This is a genomic window from Geomonas subterranea (assembly GCF_019063845.1).
GTDB lineage: Bacteria > Desulfobacterota > Desulfuromonadia > Geobacterales > Geobacteraceae > Geomonas > Geomonas subterranea.
In genome coordinates this window covers 3,439,036-3,453,944 of the sequence record NZ_CP077683.1, presented here as the reverse complement: position 1 = coordinate 3,453,944, position 14,909 = coordinate 3,439,036, and the positions used below count along the sequence as shown (strand labels likewise).

Below are 14,909 nucleotides of genomic sequence, written 5' to 3'. Positions count from 1 at the left end.
AGGCACCCTGATTTTCAAGAGTCTCACATCGCGGGTTATCGTTCTTTCCATCTGCCTGCTCGTGTTCGGCATCGGGACCTTCGCGTTCCTGACGCTTAGGCGCGAGCAGATGCAGCTCATCAACTCCGCCCGTGAATCCAGCGAACTGCTGCTGGACACCATCGAACGCTCCCTCTACAACTCCATGCGCCACGGCAACACCGAGGACGTGAAGGTGATCCTGGAGATGGTGGGGCAGAGCGAGAACCTGGTGGGTGTGCGCATCTTCCATCCCCACGGCGTCATCCTGAAGTCCTCCCAGGCCTCGGAGGTCGGGCGCGTCGTGGACCAGCACGACTTCAAACTTTTCCTGGACAACAAGCGCGAGGGGGTCTTCAACCTGGAAGGGCACGGCGAAGTGCTCGGCATGGTGAAGCCGATCTACAACAACCGCCAGTGCAACCTGTGCCACGGCGCCAAGAGCAGGATCATCGGCCTCTTGAACGTCAACTACTCGCTGGTGGAAACGAGGCGGCGCATCGTCGAGCTGACCAAGCTCTTTGTGATGTCCACCGTCGCCATCATCGGCTTCCTGTCGCTGGCCATCTCGCTGGTCATGCTGAAGTTCGTCAAGAAGCCGCTGCTCCAGCTGGCCAAGAACATGGCCCGCGTCGAGGCGGGCGACCTCTCGGTGCGCATGACCCCGGAGGGGAAGGACGAGATCGGGCGCCTGATCGTCTCCTTCGACTCCATGGTGGACCGGCTGGACCGCGCCAAGAAGGAGCTGGAGACCTACCACTTCCAGCAGATGGAGCGCGCCGACCGGCTCGCCTCGGTGGGGGAGATGGCGGCCGGGATCGCCCACGAGATCAAGAACCCGCTCACCGGGATTGCCGCTGCCATCACGGTGCTCAAGGACGACTTCTCTCCGGAGGACGGGCGCACCCTGATCATCGGCGAGGTGCTGGAGCAGATCTCCCGTTTGGACAAGACGGTCAACGATCTCCTCTTCTTCGGCAAGCCGACCGTTGCGGAGCCGACCTGCACCGACATCAACAGTGCGCTCAAGAAGATCCTGATCTTCGCGTCGCAGCACCGCGGCGGCAAGAACATCGAGAAGAAGCTGGAGCTCGCCGAAGACCTGCCGCCGGTCTACGTCGATCCCAAGCAGATCCAGCAGGTGTTCCTGAACCTGTTCCTGAACGCGGTGCAGGCCATGCAGTCGGGGGGGGTCCTCACGGTGTCCAGCTCGCTGGCTCACGTGGATGGCATGGACATGGTACGGGTGCAGGTCAACGACACCGGACCGGGCATCCCGCCGCAGATCCTGGAAAAGATCTTTACCCCGTTCTTCACCACCAAGGCCCAGGGCACCGGGCTTGGCCTGGCCATCAGCCACCGGCTCATCGAGCAGCACGGCGGACGCCTTTCCTGCGTCAGCCAGGACGGCGTCGGCACCACCTTCTCGGTGGAGCTGCCGGCCTACTGTCCGAGCCAGGAGGAGCTGGAACAGGCCCATTTAAGCAGCGGCATAATCGGTTAGCGATCGCAGCAAAAGGCAGTACGGCAGACCCCTACCACACCGGGCCAGCGGGCCCGGCACCACATCCTAAGGAGCCGCCATGCGCAGAGCGAAAATAATGGTCGTCGACGACGAGCACCTGATCCGCTGGTCCCTGGAGCAGAACCTCAAGAAGCAAGGTTACGAGGTCTGCACGGCCGGGACCGGCGAGGACGCGCTCAGGATCGCCCGGGACGAGCAGCCCGAACTGGTGCTGCTGGACTACCATCTCCCCGGCATAAACGGCCTGGAGGTGCTGCAGCGGCTCAAAGAGATCGACGAGGAGATACTGGTGATCATGGTGACCGCCCAGGGAGGCCTGGAGACAGCGGTGAACACCATGCGCCACGGGGCCTACGACTACATCAACAAGCCCTTCAACCTGGACGAGATGGCGTTGGTGGTCAGGAAGGCCCTGGAGACCTCCGAGCTGCGCCGCGAGGTGGTACAGCTTCGCAGCGAGCACAAGAAGCAGGGGCCACCCAAGATCCTGGGCAACTCCAAGCACATGAAAAACGTGCTGGAGATGATGGCCAAGGTGGCCAAGAGCGACGCCTCCACCGTCCTGGTGCAGGGTGAGTCGGGTACCGGCAAGGAGCTGGTGGCGAAGTACATCCACTACGAATCCGCCCGCGCCGACAAGCCTTTCGTCGCCATCAACTGCGCCGCCGTCCCCTCCACCCTGCTTGAGAGCGAGCTCTTCGGTCACGAGAAGGGGGCCTTCACCGACGCCAAGACCTCCAAGAAGGGTCTCTTCGAACTGGCCGACGGCGGCACCGTGTTCCTGGACGAGATCGGGGACATGGAGATCGGCATGCAGGCCAAGCTGCTGCGTTTCCTCGAGGACCGCACCTTCCGCCGTATCGGCGGCGCCAAGGTGATCCCCGTCGACGTCAGGATCATCTCCGCGACCAACAAGGACCTGATGAAGGCGATCGAGGACAAGTCCTTCAGGAACGACCTGTACTACCGGCTCCAGGTCATCCCGATCTTCCTCCCCGCCCTGCGCGAGCGCAAGGAGGACATCCTGGTGCTGGCCAACCACTTCATCGACGTCTTCTCCAAGGAGTTCGGCAAGCCCACCAAGGGGATCTCAAGCATGGCGGAGAAGCTCCTGGTCGAGTACAACTGGCCCGGCAACATCCGCGAGCTGAAGAACGTCATCGAGCGCGCCATTATCCTCGGCAACGACGAAAACCTGCTCCTTGAGAACCTGCCGCTGGAGATCGTGGCCAAGGCCTCGCAGGTCACCGTGCCGCTCACCACCTTCAAGCTCCCGCCCGAGGGGATCGACATCGAGGAGGTGGAGCGCGAGCTGATCAAGCAGTCCCTGGAGATCACTGACTGGAACCAGTCCAAGGCCGCCAAGAAGCTGAACCTCGGCATCGACGCGTTCCGTTACCGCATGAAGAAATTCGGCTTCCTCAAGTAGGAGCCGCCCCGGAGGTTTCCCTGCGCCCTCGCGGGTGACAGGCCGCAGCAGTTGGTGCACCGGATGCCGCCGAAATCGAATAGTCACAGCAAAATCCAGCGCCCTGGCAGATTCCCTGCCGGGGCGTTCTTCGTCCGCGCGCTCCTCGTCCCCCTCGTTGCCGCAGCCTTGGGCGCGGCGCCCCTTCCCGCTCGCGCCTCGCATCCAGACGCATCCCTTCCCGCCTCGACTGTCGCGACGCCCCCTGGCCAGGAAGAGCTCTTTCCCCTGTGGCTCCCGGGGCCAGTCCCGGAGGCAGCGCTTGCTGGTGCTCCCGCTTTTCGCACCGAGTTCCGCGCCGAGTACCCGAAAGAGCCCTGGACCGGCCCGGGAGGCGACCTCCCGGCGACGTTCCTGCAGCGCGGCGAGTTCGACCGGAGCGGCTACAAGCTGCTGGCCGAGATGGGGGACCTGCGCCTGAATCAGACCAGAAACACGCTGCAGGAGGCGCAGGGACGGGGAGGGCGCTTCTCCGTCCTGACCGGGAGTTCCGGCAGCAGGGGCACCCTGGAGACCTTCGCCGCCGCCGGCGGCCACGGCACCCCCGGAGAATCCCTGGTGGGGGCGACCGGGGAGCTGTCGCTTCTGGATGACGGTGCGCGTTTCAAGACCATCTTCCTGAGCGGCCGCAAGTCCCTGGGGCGCGAGGGGCGTTGGCCCACGGCCGGAGAGCGGCGGGGTGACGTGGTCGGCCTGGTGGCGCAGCTGGAACCGCTGAAGGGGAGGCTTGCCGCCGAGGCGGAATACGATTACGCGAGCTACGACGCCAATACTTCCGACCCGGCCGCTCCCCTGCGCGACAGCGCCTACCGCATGAAGCTCTCGGGAGGTTGGGGGGGGAGCCGCTACAACGCGCTTTACGAGCGCACCGGCCCCAGGTACCGGCTCATGAGCGATGGGCCCGCCCGGGACCGGCAGGGGGGGAGTTTTTCCGTCGCGACCGCCCTGGCCGCTCACGGCTTCGACTTCAAACTGTCACGTTACAACGACAACCTGGAGCACAACCCACTCTCCCCCAGGCTGTACCGTTACGAAGGGGTCTTCGACTACCGTTTCCACGGGGTGAGGGAGCTCCCTTTCGCGCTGCAGTACAAAAAGACCTTCATCGACAGCGCGAGGGAGCCGCTCGGGTCGCTCCCCAGGGAGGTGGCGGAGGATGCAGTCTCGGGGCAGGTAAACCTCCTGGCGGGGAGCTGGGACCTCGGGCTGCGTGGCGGGTTGTCGCAGCGTACCGACCGGCGGCGCCAGCAAAGGGAGCTGACCACAACCAGCGTCGGCTTCCTCCCCAGGTTCTCGGCCGGGAGTTTCAGTGTCGTCCCGGACCTCTCCCTGAAAAGGATCATGGATTTCTCCGCCGCCCAGCGGACCGACCAGTACGCGCTGAACCTGGGGCTTACCGGGACGCTCCTGGAGAGAAGGCTCGACTACGAGTTGAAGGGGGGATACAAGCGGGAGTGCACGGGGGGGGCGGGGACCGGCAGGGAGGTCCTGGGCGCCAAGCTGAAGGCGGTTTATCCCCTGGCGCGGTTTTTCAGTTGGAGCCGGCACCCCAGCCTGGGGCTGAAAGGGGAGTACAACGAGATCAACAACCTGACCGACGACCGCAGGGAGAACGATTTCTCCCTGCTGATCTCGTTGGAAGGGGGGAGCTTCCTGTGAGGCAGGTGGAGGGTCAGCTCCGCTATCCCTCACCCGCCCTTCGGGCACCCTCTCCCGGGGGGAGAGGGGAACAGTGAAGGTCATCGCAAGAGGTTTCAGATTCTGATCAGGTCGTAGCTCCTGGTCCCGACCCCGATCTTCTCGGCGTGCTCCAGTTGCACCTCCCAGTCGATCTCGGGGTGAACACCGCGGAACTTGTCGCCGCCGGGCTCATGCCCTGTAGCGAGCGCGGTCTCGTGGTTGCCGCGTGCGTTGTTGACCAGGTCAGCGCAGGCCTGGTCCAGCGCCACCGGGTCGGCCGAGGCGCAGATGCCGATGTCGTTGACGATGGGGGCGTCGGCGTGCCCGTAGCAGTCGCAGGCGGGCGAGACCTGGGTGATGAAGTTCAAAAAGAGGGTCTTCCCCTGCTTGCCGTGGAGCGCACCCTTGGCGTACTCCGCCATCTTGCGCATCACCAGCGACGCGCTTTCGTTCCACTGGATGTTGATCGCCTTTCTCTGGCAGGCGGTGATGCAGCGGCTGCACCCGACGCAGGCGGCGGGGTCGATCTGGGCTTTCCCCTCGATGAGGGTGATGGCGGCGTGGGCGCAGGACTTAAGGCAGACGCCGCAGCCGTTGCAGAACCGCTCCGCTACCTTGGGCGCCACCGTGGAGTGCTGCTGCATCTTCCCGGTACGGCTCGAGCACCCCATGCCGAGGTTCTTCAGGGTCCCGCCGAACCCGGTCAGTTCGTGGCACTTGAAGTGCGACACCGCGATGAGCGCGTCCGCCTCCAGGATCTCGGCGCCTATGTTCACCGTCTTCAGGATCTCGCCGTCCACCTGCACGTCCCTCGCGTTATGCCCCTTGAGGCCGTCGCACATGATGAGCGGCGCGTTGACCACCACGTAGGCGAAACCGTTTTCCACGGCGCAGGCCAGCGCGGAGACCGCCTCCTTGCGTTCGCCCGGATACAGGGTGGAGGAGTCGGTCAGAAACGGCTTCCCCTCCAGCGCCTTGATCTCGTCCACCACGCGGCGCAGGAAGATGGGGCGGATGAAGGTGTGGTTGCCCCGCTCGCCGAAGTGCACCTTCACCGCCACCAGATCTCCCGCCGCCACGCTCTGCGCCAGCCCGGCCTGCTGCATCAGGCGGCCGATCTTGCCGAACAGGTTCTCCTTGGCACCGGCCCTCATATCCGCGAAAAACACCTTGCTCTTCATAAGCTTCCCCTCCTTTACGCGATACCCGAAAAACGATCTGCGATTGGTATCACATATCGCCGGCAGATTCAACAGCACGTAACTTTTTCTTGCTCTGTCGGCAAAATATGTTATTTATTAAAAATTCTCAGGGTAGTCCACTGGGGAAAAGTGGAAACGACGCTTCAGGAGCGGCGTCGCGGCCGGTGGCCGCGGGCCGGGTCCGGGGCGACGGCGCCCTGCAAACCATTAAAAATTCGGCACCCGGAACCGCCTCGCCTGACGCGGACGCGCAGCGAAGCGCGGAGACGGGAACGATAAAGGAGTACCGATGATCGAATGTGACGAGCGAGAACTCTGGATCATGGGACTGGGCGAGAGGGTGGAGCGGGGAGCCGTCGTGTGCAGCTACCTCGCCGAAGGTGGGCACCGCGCCAGGACCGCCAAGGTATCGGAACTCTCCGGCTGCACCCCGAGGGCGATCCTGCTGGATCTCTCCCCCTGGTCCGACGACGGCTGGGGCGTGCTGCTGAGCCTCAAGGAGAACCCTGCGACGCGGGAGATCCCGATCCTCCCCATATACCTGAGCGAGATCGGCCAGGTGGGTGCCGTGTTCCCGGTGGCGGGCTTTTTCACCCTCCCCATCGACACGCCCTACATGACCAAGAAGCTGAAGCAACTTGGGCTCACCGACGAGTCCGATGACTACGACCTGCAGGTGATGATGGTGACCCGCAAGGGAGAGGAGCAGGTGCAGCACGCCATCACCAAGCTCGGCTTCGAGGTGGTGAATGCCTACACCGGCAAGGAGGCGGTGGCGCTTGGCACCATCGTCCATCCCTACATGATGTTCTGCTCGCTGATGCTCCCGGACCAGGCCGCATTCGAGCTGCTGGAGCGTTTCCGGCTCTACCCGCAGACGCGGAACATCCCGTTCTTCGTGCTGCTCAAGGGGGAGATGAAGGACGGCGAGCGCCAGGCCATGAGCCGCAGCATCGAGCACCTGGTGCGCAAGAAATGGCTCACGCGCCAGGAGTTCCTGGCCTATTTCAAGAAGAGCAAAGAGTGACGCAGGGAAAAGGGGGGACGGCCAAAAGCCGCCCCCCCCTTTGATTTCCCGGTACACGCTCTCTTTATTCCCTTTTCTTCCCTTCCGCCTCCATGTACACCTTCTTCACCGTCGGCAGGTTCCTTTTTATCTCGCTCGCGGCTGCCATTGCGGCCCGGATGACTTACTTCGGGCTGGCCGCCCCGATTTTCCACAGCGGTGTCCGGTGTGGCGGGACCGGGAGAAGAGGGTGGCGGCAGTGATGCTGCCGGCCAGGAGGATACCCAGGCCCCACCTGTGCTCCGAGAGCCAGACCTGGGTGCTGAAGGCAGTGGAGCGGGCGTCGAACCGCCCGTGCGCGCCGTACGGGCCGGGAACGCTTTCCCACAGGTTGGCAGGGCGGTCGGGCCGCTCCGGCTCGCCGGTCTGCTGTGACTTGTACCCGGTGAGACCCAGGTAGAGATCGAGCAGGCCGGCGATGAACTTGTTGCCCCACATCGCCTTCACGGTCGGGAGCCCCACGTAGATCTCACGGCGCCGGTGGTGCGACGCCCAGACGATGGCGTTGGCCGCGACCTCGGGCTGGTAGATCGGGGGGACCGGCTGCGGCCGGTTGGGAAGGCGCGATTCCACCCAGTCGAACTGCGGCGTGTTCATCGCGGGAAGCTGCACCATGGTGAGGTGCACCCGGCTCTTTGCGTGGATCAGTTCGCACCGGATCGAGTCGGTGAAGCCCCTCATGCCGTGCTTGGCGCCGCAGTAGGCGGACTGCAGCGGGATGCTCCGCTCCGACAGCGCCGACCCCACCTGGATCACCATGCCCCGGTCGCGCGGCAGCATCCGCTTTAGGGCCGCCATGGTGCCGTGCACCGCGCCCAGGTAGGTCACCTCAGTCACCCGCCTGAACTCCTCAGGGGTCATCTCCTTGAACGAGGAAAACACCGAGGTCATGGCGTTGTTCACCCAGACGTCGATGGGGCCGAACTCCCGTTCCACCTCGGACGCCGCCTCCTCGACGCGCCGCGCGTCGGCCACGTCCCCCACCAGCACCAGCCCTCTCCCCCCTAGCCGTTCCACCTCTTGCCTGGCTGCGTCCAGCCGCTCGCGGTCCCTGGCGATAAGGCCGATGCTCGCCCCCTCGCTGGCGAAGGCGTGTGCAGTGGCGCGCCCCACGCCGGCCGAGGCACCGGTAATCACGACGACTCTGCTGCTCGCTGCTGTCATGGCTTTCTCCTTTTCCACCATTGAATGATCCGGGGGGGGTGTTGGTTTTTGTTAATTCAGCGCCCTCTAGAATACCAGATGTGGGGGCTTAGTCTCCCCTATCGCAAACGGGTCAGGAGGTGAAGCATGAAGAGAACGGGCCGGCGTGCGGTTCGGACGACAACAGTACCGTACCGTGAGAGGCAACCTGGGCGATGAGCTTTTCCGAGAGAAGGGGGGCTGCCTTAGGTGGGAGTGGGCACTACGGCTTCATCATCTGTTGTGAAGGTAAGGTCTGAAAACACGGAGGGGGCCGCGTTGCGCCCCCCTCTGCTCGTTTCGGGGTGAAGAGAAAGCCTACTTGTTGATGGTAAACTCGTCGCGCCTGTTCTTGCCCCACGCGGCTTCGTCGTGGCCGGCGACGGCGGGCTTCTCCTCGCCGTAGCCGATGGTGGAGAGGCGGCTGGCGGGAATCCCAAGGGCCACCAGGTATTTCATGGCGGACTGGGCGCGGCGCTCGCTCAGGGCGAGGTTGTACTCATCCGAGCCGCGCTCGTCGCAGTTCCCCTCGATGCGGATCTTCACGTTGGGCATCGTCTTCAGCTTGGCGTAATTGTCGGTCAGGGTCTTGCGGGCTGCGTCGCTCAGTACGTCCGAGTCGAAGTCGAAATAGATCTTCTCGAGCGCGCCGGCGAGGGCGGTTTCGTTCTTGGTCAGCGCGGCGGGCTGCGACTGGATCGGGTCCGTCTTGATGGTGGTCGCGGGGAGCGCCGTCGTGGTGGGTGCTGTTTGCTGCGGCGCTGCGGGTGCCTCGATCCTGGCGGGTGCCGCCTGCTGGGTGGTCGCCGAGGGGGCCACGGCCTGGTCGGCCTTGACGGCCTGCTGCCTGGCGCAGCCGCTGAAGATGAATACGCCGGTGCAAAGGACCGGTACCAGTCGCTTCAAAGTTGTTTTCATGGAGTTCCTCTCTTTATGGTTCCGTTATAGGTGAGCGGGACGACGCGCGTGCGGGCGCAATCAACCGCGGCTCATGTGCTGCTGCGACTGCGGAAACGGTGGCGTCGGGTGCTGGATGTCAGGTGGCGAAAGCAGGCGGGCCCCGGGTAAGCTCCGAGAGAAAGGGGGAGACTTGCACGCCTTGGAAGACGGGGTGGCATGCGGCGTCGGAGGTGGCGTCGCGAACGGGTTCGCAGCTCGCAGTCAGTTCGGCCGGGGACTGGTCCAGGGACTTCTTGGCTACCGTCTCCTGCGACTTCTTGAACTGCTCCTCGATGTAGGCGCGGGGCTTTGATTTGGGGCGGTTCGGACGTGACAGGTCCGGCCCCCGCATCCCGAAGGTGAGGATGCAGATCGAGGTGAGGCAGGTGACCAGCACCAGGAGGCTTCTATGGCTCAGGTTCTTGTAGATCATAGCGTTGTGCCCGCGCAAAGATTGCAGCGAACGAGAGCGTTTATAACGCATCTGCAACCGAAACACAACCAGCTACTTGATGCAGCCCGTCCCGTTTCCCTGTTGACTCCAAGGCGCAGTGATCCATTTCGCGGTGCCGGCACTTGACCGTTACACCGCCGGCTGGAGGGGGCGAGACGGGTTTAAGAATTAGCGGCTCGAATTTCCGATGTCAGCGAGGTAGATGCCGTTCAAGTCGCTGAAGACCACATGGTTGCCGTAGATGGCGGGCGTGTACCGGTCCTGGCTGCAGTTGGCGAGGGCGGTCTCTTTTCCGGTAACCAGGTCCAGGACATGGATGTTCTCGAGTTCTCCCTTCGAGTTGTCCACAAACACCACCTTGGTGCCCCAGATGCGCGGAAAGCGCTGGTTGGCGTCGCTCTTGGTGAGCCTTCGCTCCTGTCTGCTGTTGATGTCGAAAAGATAGATGTCGTAGTTGGGGAGCACGTCCTTGTTGCGGTTGTCCTCCCAGACCACCAGGCTGTCGTAGACCGACGGTGACCACTGGGCCTCAGGATTGGAGGTCACCCGCATTTCCTTACTCTTGGCCAGGTCGTACAGGTAGATGTCGCCGGAATCGTTACGCTCATCCTTCCAGGCCAGGTAATCGACGCCCAGGGCGGCAAAGCCTTGCGCCGCCGGCCCGGCTTCCATCCGTTTCTCCTTCATCGTGAGCAGGTCGTAGAGGCAGAGCGTCTCCCTGCCGTCGCTCATCTCGGTCCAGGCAAGGTAGCGATCCGAAACGGTCAGGTCGACCTTGGGGACGCCCGAAAGCACCACCGGCGCCTCCTTCCCCTCGGCCAGGTCGTACATGTAGATGTCCGACGTCCCGTTGCGGTAATCCTGCCAGTAGATCCTGTTGCCATAAATGCGCGGCTTCTTGTGGTTAACCTCCCCTTGGGTGATCCGGGTTTCGGTTCCGGTTTCTATATCATAAAGGTAGATGTCGGCCTTGCCGTTGCGGGTATCCTGCCAGACCACGCGGCTGCCGTAGATGTCGGGATACTGCCTGGTTCCCACTCCCGATGCGATCTGCTTGACCGGGATTTCGTCGGCGCCGCACACGGAGCCGATCAACAGGGATACCAAGATCCCGCACAGCGTCATTTTCATAGCTTCCTCCCTCGGCATATCCAGGCTCGGGCCGGTTCCGCCGCCTGCATTTGTATGAAATTTTCCTTAGCATGTCAACGCTTCAGTTCTAATAGGCATTTCACCCTAAGCTGTGGTGTAAAACACCCAAGCAGGTGAGGAGCCCCACCTACAGGGTGCGCCCTGCAAAGGTGCGGCCAATATTTTAATTAGCAAAAACAGCTACTTATTCAAAAAGTGAAACTTGGTATAAGGGTTGCTTATTAGCGGAGGTTTGTGAATACAGCAACCGTGGCCACGGAAGACTGTTGATTCATCACTGCAGGGAAAATATTCCAAGGAGGCAGACATGAAGAAATCCGTACTGGTAGGGGGCGTGCTGCTGGCGTCCTTCTACGGGACCGCTTTCGGCGCGACACTGTCGGTGCAGACGGCGACCAACAAGCTGAACTACGGGCAGAGCTCCGTCGTCACCGTCAAGGCCAACGCAGAGAACGGCACCACCAGGGTCACCACGGGCAGCATCCGCTACGCCAACGTCACCATCAAGAACCCCAGCGGCACCACGCTTTTGAACGGCGTCGCCATGAGCAAGGACCCGTACACCGGCTTTGCCTACTACAACTACACCCTCTCCAGTTCCGCCCCCAAAGGGACCTACACTGCGACGGTCAGCTTCACCGACACCAGCGGTAATACCGGCACCGGCTCCACAACCTTCAAGGTGCAGCTCCCGGTGCCGAGCCATGTGAGCTACGTGACCTCGTACAACGGTCCCGCCACCTGCATCACCAGCGCCTGCCACGCGACCCAGGCGAGCGCCATGTTCGGATCGGTGCACTACCAGTGGACCGGCGACAACCAGAAGGCGATCGAGCTGGCGGCCTCCGGTTCCAAGGCCTCGAAGCTTGGTGGCATCAACAACTTCTGCATTCAGCCGGACATGAACTGGCTGACCATCTTCCAGAAGACCGACGGTACCACCGGCCCCGGCGGCTGCGCGGTCTGCCACGCGGGTAACGGCCTCAAGCCCTCCACCACCTCCAGCCAGGCGCAGCTTGAGAACATCGACTGCCTCATGTGCCACGGCAACGGCTACTCCAGGAAGGTCGTACAGAACCTCGACGGCACCTTCTCCATGGTTCCGGCCGACGGGCTGAACGTGCTTTCCATCGCGCAGAACGTGATCCGCCCCAACCGTACCGCCTGCATGCGCTGCCACGAGAAGTCCGGCGGCGGCGACAACTACAAGCGCGGCGACATCGAGTCCACCAACAAGACCTGCACCAAGGCCTACGACGTGCACATGGGCACCGACGGGCAGAACTTCAACTGTCAGGAGTGCCACAGGACTACGAGCCACAAGATGGCTGGCCGCGGTTCCGACATGCGCGCCCTCGATACCACCGCACCGCTTAGCTGCGAGAACTGCCACTCCCGCATCCCGCACCGCTCCACCAACGTGAGCTACACCGATCTGAACCGCCACAGCGACAAGGTGAACTGCTCGGTCTGCCACGTGCCGACCTTCGCCAAGACCATCCCGACCGACATGAACCGTGATTGGTCCGTCATGGAGATCGACACCGCCAAGGCGCTCTGGGATCCGACCATGATCAAGGCCACCAACGTCATGCCGACCTACGCCTGGTTCAACGGTTTCAGCCACTTCTACAAGTTCAAGGATCCCGCCAGCCTCGACGCCCGCGGCGTGCAGGTGATCAGCAAGCCCGACGGCGCCTTCGAAGACCCGGCCGGCAAGTTCTCCAAGCTGTTCCCCTTCAAGCTCCATCAGGGTTCGCAGCCGATGGAAACCACCACCAAACAGCTCCTGCCGGTGAAGAACAAGTACGCCTTCGAGACCGGTGACATCACCACCGCCATCCAGCTCGGCGCCGCAGCACAGGGGATGACCTACAACGCCCACACCTTCGTCCCGACCGAGCAGTACGAGGGGATCTTCCACGGTGTCGGTCCCAAGACCACCGCCGTTTCCTGCGCGAACGGCGGCTGCCACCCCCAGGTCACCACCGGCGCCAACAGGATCCCGTTCTCCACCCTGGGCTACACCCGCCGCGGCACCACGGCCCAGATGTGCGACGTCTGCCACGGCGCGAAGACCTACACGAGCTTCACCTCGCTGCACAGCAACCACCGCGACCGCAAGAACTGCGCGGCCTGCCACGGCACCGGCTACCCGCTGAAGGAAGCGGTCTCCACGCTGTGCGACAACTGCCACAGCCTGAAGTCCTTCACTACCGCCAACGACGTACACAGCAGGCACGTCCAGGGCAAAGGGTATGACTGCAGCAACTGCCATACCTTCAGCGCGGGCATGACCGGCGGGCATGTAGAAGAACATTAATCACCCGCAGTGACAGAAGCAGTACGAAAAGCCACCCCTCGGGGTGGCTTTTCCTTTTGGGATCCCCTCCCCTCCGGGAGAGGGTGCCCGCAGGGCGGGTGAGGGCGCTGCCAGAGCGGAGGTTGTTGCCATGGCCGACGCCCTCACCCCTGCCCCTCTCCCAAAGGGCGAGGGGAAATGAATTGTCCCAACAGTCGACGGAAGAAGGATGCGGCTGCTATTTTGGCTGCATCAGCCACTTTGTGATATGCTGTTATGCGGCGCACTGTAGCAAGAGAAAGCGCCCTTTGAGCTATCTACAACACCTACTGAAAGATGGAGGACGACATGCGAAGATTGCGTTACGGCTTCATTGTGCTGGGGCTGTTGTTGTGCCTGTCGACGAATGCGACAGCCTCGGTCAGCGTTGGCATAGGCATCGGTCTTCCCAACGTGAGCATTGGGATCAACCTGCCGGTCTATCCGGATCTGCGGCCGGTTCCAGGGTATCCCGTCTATTACGCCCCCAACGTCTACGGCAACTACTTTTTCTATGATGGTATGTACTGGGTCTTCTGGAACGATGCCTGGTACGCGAGCTCCTGGTATAACGGCCCGTGGGCGCTGGTCGACCCGTACGCGGTACCGGTCTACATCCTGCGCGTTCCGGTGCGCTATTACCGGGAACCGCCTCCTTATTTCCGGGGCTGGGGCCCGGACCGCCCGCCGCGCTGGGGCCAACATTGGGGACGCGGTTGGGAAGAGCGTCGTCATGGTTGGGATCGCTGGGACCGCAACCGTGCCCCGAGACGGGCGCCGCTGCCGGCTTATCAGCGCAGTTACTCAGGTGACCGCTATCCAGGCCCCGATCAACAACGCAGACTGCACAGGGAAAGCTATCGTTACGAGCCCCGGAACCCCGTTGTGCGCAAGCACGTGAGGGAGGTTGACCAACGTCCGCAGGGCCCGGCACCGCGCCAGGAACGTCCCGAGATGAGGGGGCCGGCTGTGGCTCCTCCGGGACCGATGCATCGCGGGCCGGAGCACGAACGTCAGGCCCCGATGAGGGTTGAACCCCGGCCTCCGCAAGCCACGGAACCAAGGCATGAGCCGCGCATGGAGCGCCCGGAGCGGATGCAGGAGCGCATGCCTGAGCGCATGGAAAGGATGGAGAGAGGCGGAGGTGGCGAGCGGGGCGGCGGTCCGGGACGCGGCCCGGATAGAGACGAAGGCCGCGGCCGCTGATACCTAAGACACGTAGCGAAAAGAGCCCCTCCCGGTTTCGGGAGGGGCTCTCTATTTCAGGCTCTCTGCCAAGGGTGTACCCTCTCCCTCTGGGAGAGGGTGGCCGGAGGCCGGGTGAGGGCGAGGCGGCGGTGCGTCAAGCCGTTCGGCTGTGCGGACCCGGATGTTGAGCGCCGGTTACAGCTGGTTGGCCGTCTGTGAGTAGTTGCGACCCCAGTCGCACATCATTTCCAGGATTGGGAAGATGGTCCGTCCTTGTTCAGTCAGCGAGTACTCGACCTTGGGGGGGACCTGCGGATAGACCTTGCGGTGCACCAGGCCGTCCATTTCCAGTTCGCGCAACTGCTGGGTGAGCATCTTCCGGGTGGTGTCGGAGAACTGTCTTTGCAGGTCCGAGAAGCGCATGGTTTCCTGCGCCAGGTGCCAGAGGATGGAAGCCTTCCATTTGCCGCCGACCAGCGCCAGCGTCACATCGATGCCGCACTTGTACTCCCTGTCCCGAAATGTCATAAGCTCCGCTGCCGCTTGATTCTGTTGCATCCCGTCCCCGCCTTTGCCGTGGTTTCCAAAAAGGTACTGTGTTTCGATATGGGTACTACGTTTCAAAAAAGTTCGTTATTGACGATTGGTAACTAATGGTCCTATATAGCCCATCCGGTAAAAAAAGAAAAGCGTC

Annotated in this window: 12 protein-coding genes; 6 read left to right on the top strand and 6 right to left on the bottom strand. The window is 62.9% G+C overall.

Annotation, left to right across the window (positions count from 1 at the left end; genetic code table 11):
- Nucleotides 1-7 precede the first annotated feature (7 nt).
- From KP001_RS15055 to KP001_RS15045, 3 genes are all read left to right on the top strand, one after another.
- Nucleotides 8-1,522 (top strand): two-component system sensor histidine kinase NtrB, encoded by a 1,515-nt coding sequence (locus tag KP001_RS15055; RefSeq protein ID WP_217289624.1) that lies wholly within the window; start codon nucleotides 8-10, stop codon nucleotides 1,520-1,522.
- Between the two features lie 79 nt (nucleotides 1,523-1,601).
- Nucleotides 1,602-2,972: a sigma-54-dependent transcriptional regulator gene (locus KP001_RS15050; RefSeq protein WP_217286414.1), complete on the top strand. Its 1,371-nt coding sequence runs from the start codon at nucleotides 1,602-1,604 to the stop codon at nucleotides 2,970-2,972.
- Nucleotides 2,973-3,035: 63 nt separating this feature from the next.
- Complete coding sequence (locus KP001_RS15045) at nucleotides 3,036-4,670, top strand: hypothetical protein (RefSeq protein ID WP_217286413.1); 1,635 nt, start codon at nucleotides 3,036-3,038, stop codon at nucleotides 4,668-4,670.
- Between the two features lie 95 nt (nucleotides 4,671-4,765).
- On the opposite strand, the gene KP001_RS15040 is transcribed toward KP001_RS15045, so the two are convergent.
- The gene (locus KP001_RS15040; protein WP_217286412.1) at nucleotides 4,766-5,872 is read right to left on the bottom strand and encodes a DUF362 domain-containing protein; all 1,107 of its coding nucleotides are present in this window, start codon (nucleotides 5,870-5,872) and stop codon (nucleotides 4,766-4,768) included.
- 310 nt (nucleotides 5,873-6,182) lie between these two features.
- On the opposite strand from KP001_RS15040, the gene KP001_RS15035 reads away from it, so the two are divergent.
- Nucleotides 6,183-6,920 (top strand): response regulator, encoded by a 738-nt coding sequence (locus KP001_RS15035; protein ID WP_217286411.1) that lies wholly within the window; start codon nucleotides 6,183-6,185, stop codon nucleotides 6,918-6,920.
- A gap of 126 nt (nucleotides 6,921-7,046) precedes the next feature.
- Here KP001_RS15035 and KP001_RS15030 read toward each other — a convergent pair whose 3' ends face one another.
- From KP001_RS15030 to KP001_RS15015, 4 genes are all read right to left on the bottom strand, one after another.
- Nucleotides 7,047-8,123: an SDR family oxidoreductase gene (locus tag KP001_RS15030; protein ID WP_217286410.1), complete on the bottom strand. Its 1,077-nt coding sequence runs from the start codon at nucleotides 8,121-8,123 to the stop codon at nucleotides 7,047-7,049.
- 336 nt (nucleotides 8,124-8,459) lie between these two features.
- Nucleotides 8,460-9,059 (bottom strand): peptidoglycan-associated lipoprotein Pal, encoded by a 600-nt coding sequence (pal, locus tag KP001_RS15025; protein ID WP_217286409.1) that lies wholly within the window; start codon nucleotides 9,057-9,059, stop codon nucleotides 8,460-8,462.
- 118 nt (nucleotides 9,060-9,177) lie between these two features.
- Entirely contained in the window at nucleotides 9,178-9,513 is a 336-nt protein-coding gene (locus tag KP001_RS15020) for a hypothetical protein (RefSeq protein ID WP_217286408.1), read from the bottom strand.
- Between the two features lie 189 nt (nucleotides 9,514-9,702).
- On the bottom strand, nucleotides 9,703-10,665 hold the full coding sequence (locus tag KP001_RS15015) for a TolB family protein (RefSeq protein ID WP_217286407.1): 963 nt from the start codon (nucleotides 10,663-10,665) through the stop codon (nucleotides 9,703-9,705).
- A gap of 328 nt (nucleotides 10,666-10,993) precedes the next feature.
- Between KP001_RS15015 and KP001_RS15010 the strand changes: the two genes are divergently transcribed.
- Both KP001_RS15010 and KP001_RS15005 read left to right on the top strand, forming a co-directional pair.
- Nucleotides 10,994-13,009, top strand: a complete 2,016-nt coding sequence (locus KP001_RS15010) for a hypothetical protein (protein ID WP_217286406.1) — start codon at nucleotides 10,994-10,996, stop codon at nucleotides 13,007-13,009.
- A gap of 327 nt (nucleotides 13,010-13,336) precedes the next feature.
- Nucleotides 13,337-14,233 carry a putative RNA-binding protein gene (locus KP001_RS15005; protein ID WP_217286405.1) on the top strand — a complete coding sequence of 299 codons (897 nt, stop codon included), beginning with the start codon at nucleotides 13,337-13,339 and terminating at the stop codon, nucleotides 14,231-14,233.
- A gap of 177 nt (nucleotides 14,234-14,410) precedes the next feature.
- Here KP001_RS15005 and KP001_RS15000 read toward each other — a convergent pair whose 3' ends face one another.
- Complete coding sequence (locus tag KP001_RS15000) at nucleotides 14,411-14,743, bottom strand: winged helix-turn-helix transcriptional regulator (RefSeq protein ID WP_217286404.1); 333 nt, start codon at nucleotides 14,741-14,743, stop codon at nucleotides 14,411-14,413.
- Nucleotides 14,744-14,909 lie beyond the last annotated feature (166 nt).

Excerpts from the sequence above, each read along its gene's own strand:
- KP001_RS15050 (WP_217286414.1), top strand. The coding sequence starts at position 1,602 with ATGCGCAGAGCGAAAATAATGGTCGTCGACGACGAGCACCTGATCCGC.
- KP001_RS15045 (WP_217286413.1), top strand. The coding sequence starts at position 3,036 with ATGCCGCCGAAATCGAATAGTCACAGCAAAATCCAGCGCCCTGGCAGA.
- KP001_RS15040 (WP_217286412.1), bottom strand. The coding sequence starts at position 5,872 with ATGAAGAGCAAGGTGTTTTTCGCGGATATGAGGGCCGGTGCCAAGGAG.
- KP001_RS15035 (WP_217286411.1), top strand. The coding sequence starts at position 6,183 with ATGATCGAATGTGACGAGCGAGAACTCTGGATCATGGGACTGGGCGAG.
- KP001_RS15030 (WP_217286410.1), bottom strand. The coding sequence starts at position 8,123 with ATGACAGCAGCGAGCAGCAGAGTCGTCGTGATTACCGGTGCCTCGGCC.
- pal (WP_217286409.1), bottom strand. The coding sequence starts at position 9,059 with ATGAAAACAACTTTGAAGCGACTGGTACCGGTCCTTTGCACCGGCGTA.
- KP001_RS15020 (WP_217286408.1), bottom strand. The coding sequence starts at position 9,513 with ATGATCTACAAGAACCTGAGCCATAGAAGCCTCCTGGTGCTGGTCACC.
- KP001_RS15015 (WP_217286407.1), bottom strand. The coding sequence starts at position 10,665 with ATGAAAATGACGCTGTGCGGGATCTTGGTATCCCTGTTGATCGGCTCC.
- KP001_RS15010 (WP_217286406.1), top strand. The coding sequence starts at position 10,994 with ATGAAGAAATCCGTACTGGTAGGGGGCGTGCTGCTGGCGTCCTTCTAC.
- KP001_RS15005 (WP_217286405.1), top strand. The coding sequence starts at position 13,337 with ATGCGAAGATTGCGTTACGGCTTCATTGTGCTGGGGCTGTTGTTGTGC.
- KP001_RS15000 (WP_217286404.1), bottom strand. The coding sequence starts at position 14,743 with ATGACATTTCGGGACAGGGAGTACAAGTGCGGCATCGATGTGACGCTG.